Raw genomic sequence first — 2,862 nt, forward strand, 5'->3', positions numbered from 1 at the left:
GTACCGAAGGACCTCGATGACGATGCTCATGCAGCAGCGTTTCGGACCGCGGCCATCGGGGTGATGACTGATGCCGTGGTCGATACGTTCAAGAAGCTTTACCAAGCGATCATGGACGGTAAACATGAAGGCGACCTTCTTGATGAAAGTGAGGCGAAAGACCTCGCAGGATGCTTAAGGACAATCGGGCAGACATGCGTGTATCCGACGCGCTCTACGTTAACCCTCGAACTGATGGGCCGGCATGTCATTCATGACCTCATGGATATCTTTTGGGAGGGAGCTAGGGCATTGCCTATCGGCGGTGAACCAAAGACTTCCAAGTTCGAGGGGAAGGCTGCGGCCCTGATCTCCGCAAACTACCGTCGTATTTTTCGCGACTTTGCGACAGAGAAGAAGGATTTACCTGAGACTTACCATCGATTCCAATTGGTGACTGACTACATCTGTGGAATGACAGATTCATTTGCAAAGAGACTCCACAGTGAGCTGTTCAATGGAAGCTAACATCGCTGTACTCGACTTAAAGCGAAAACTTCTTGCGGAAGTGGGGACGCTTTTCCGGCCAAACGGCTCTGCATGGAAGGCCCCAATCCTTCAAGTACTGCAGGATCTGAAGCAAACTGACGTTCGGGCTGTATTGTTCGGGGGGACACTCCGATCGCTTCTCGTCTCACGGCTTTTTGAAGGACGGTTCGGTCGACCAAGGGATATCGATGTGGTTGTCCTCGGAGCTCCACTTTCAGAACTGGAGAGGCGGTTCAATGGCATCGTTGCGCGTCATACACGGTTTGGCGGACTGAAGTTGCGAAACGGCTACTGGCACTTTGATGTTTGGCCCTTGGAGGAGACATGGGCGTTCAGGAAAGATAAAGCGGTTGCTCGATTTGAAGACCTTCCATCAACGACCACTTTCAACCTTGAGGCAATAGCTGTTGAAGTTTGGTCAAAGGATGGTATGCCTCGCGCACTGTTTTCGGGACATGACCAATTTTTTCACGGGATTCTGTCTAAGACACTGGAACTCAATAGGACAGACAGCCCATTTCCTGAACTGACGGTTGTCCGAGCAGTGATAATGGCCAGCGAGTTGGGATTCAGAATTGGACCTCGTCTTGGCGCATATATCGCCGAAATTGCCACAACTTTGAATGAAACAGCGATCGACGAGATTCAAGCACATCATTACGGGTACTCCCGAATGACCGGCCAAACTTTGAAAGAAATAGTACAAGAGATTTCTCGACGGTCCTTGCTGCAAAAAGACATTGAGCTGCCTCGAATGGGACAGCTATCCCTCTGGGAAGCTGAAACGGATACCTTGCCACACATCAATCTTCATTCCTTAGGGGCATGACGTTCGATCCAGTCTCAGCTACAAACGTCCGAGTGTCGAGTGATATCCAATTAGCTCAGGTGCAGAAACGCCGCTCGGACCACACGAGACCTGACGCGCTTCGTGTCCGCGAAGAGTTTCCGGAATACAGGCGAAATGCGCATTTTAGGCCGCGCGATGAGGGCAAGCACATAAGCAGTCGCGATTGTCTCGAAGTGAATCCAAGCCACGTGGTCGAAGGCGGATTTCACGTAGATTGGCCCGTTGCTCTCTCGAAAATGAGAGTCGTTGTAGTTGGGTCTCGAATGAGCAAACTCGGACAAGCCACTAAAGATACGGCGTACATAGCCACCTTGCATGGCAATCCCTCTCGTCGTCGAGTTCTTGTGTGCGAATAGGCTATCGTTCACCGTTGATTTCAGGTGGGATTCGAGGGATACCGCGCCGGCAATTAGCCCATCGCAGGCCGTACCGAGACCGAGTTGCACTTTGCCTTTGCGCCAATCCCGAAACTCCTTCTTCTTGCCGCACACTTCCGCCCAACATCCAATGGCGACCAACTCCAGCACATTTCTCATTCCGCCCACCGAAAAGCGGTAATACCCAGTGAGGCAGTTGTACAGCGCCGCCTGTATTTCGTCGTTCGCATCCAGCATGACGGGAGACATGCTCTCCCGGTAGGGTGGGAGTAGGGTCGAAAAGGTCCATGCCGAATTTAGCTCGTTCAGTTGGGCGAGAGTTTTTCCGTGATGATTTGACGTGCGAATGGCGACGTCATCCGGCAGCGTCACGATGCTGCGCCAGACCTTTTCCTCAATTGGGTCGGACGGGGGCGGTTGACGATTCTCGGCTAGTCCGAAGTCACGGCGGACAAGAACCTTTCGCCGGGCACGAAAATCGGTGATGGGAAGATATCGTGACATCGCTTGAAATCGAAAAGTGAATTCTCTGTCGACGATAACAGGCCGAATCATTCATCGGCCATGATGGCTGCAAGAAGAGAAGGGGAAGTCCTCCTGGGCACGCTCCTGTTGCTCAAACAGTGACAGTTCAGCACCCTCCTCGGCTCCCAACATCGACGAAAGACTGTAGCTTTTCGCAAATACCTTTGCCGCGCATGAGCAAAGGTCAGGCATCCGAGTGACTCATGGATTATCTCAGCACTGCTGAGACAATCCGCTTCCAAATGGGCCCGAGGTTATTTCAGCACCCTTATGAGCACCCAGGTTCAAGAAATTCCCTCGAATTGAGGCCAAAGCCTCTGCCGTGTACAGGCAAAGGCCGCCGACACCYATCGATCTGGCGTTGATTGCAAATTTCTGATGGCTAACTTTTTCAAGAACCTCGGCTGATGATTACAGGCCAATGCGCTCACCGAGTACTCGCCCAAGTGTTGTAGACGGGATTAGTAACGGGAAACGCGCTTCTCATCACTAGACTAGTTGATGCAAGCAAAGGCGCGGACCGAAGTCCGCGCCTTTGCATTTCATTCCTACAAAAGGTTAGTGGCTCGCCTTACCCTCAGC

General features: G+C 52.1%; 3 protein-coding genes. 2 read left to right on the plus strand and 1 reads right to left on the minus strand.

Annotated elements, in window-relative coordinates; genetic code table 11:
* Positions 1-507 (plus strand): hypothetical protein (locus AB4043_RS21105; protein WP_442307992.1); only part of this gene is annotated, 507 nt, incomplete at its 5' end.
* On the plus strand, positions 497-1,357 hold the full coding sequence (locus AB4043_RS21110; RefSeq protein WP_442301099.1) for a hypothetical protein: 861 nt from the start codon (positions 497-499) through the stop codon (positions 1,355-1,357). The genes AB4043_RS21105 and AB4043_RS21110, both read left to right, overlap by 11 nt.
* Before the next feature lie 50 nt (positions 1,358-1,407).
* Here AB4043_RS21110 and AB4043_RS21115 read toward each other — a convergent pair whose 3' ends face one another.
* Entirely contained in the window at positions 1,408-2,310 is a 903-nt protein-coding gene (locus tag AB4043_RS21115) for a hypothetical protein (RefSeq protein WP_442301100.1), read from the minus strand.
* Positions 2,311-2,862 lie beyond the last annotated feature (552 nt).

The sequence above is a fragment of the Terriglobus sp. YAF25 genome, assembly GCF_052113305.1.
Taxonomy (GTDB): domain Bacteria; phylum Acidobacteriota; class Terriglobia; order Terriglobales; family Acidobacteriaceae; genus Terriglobus.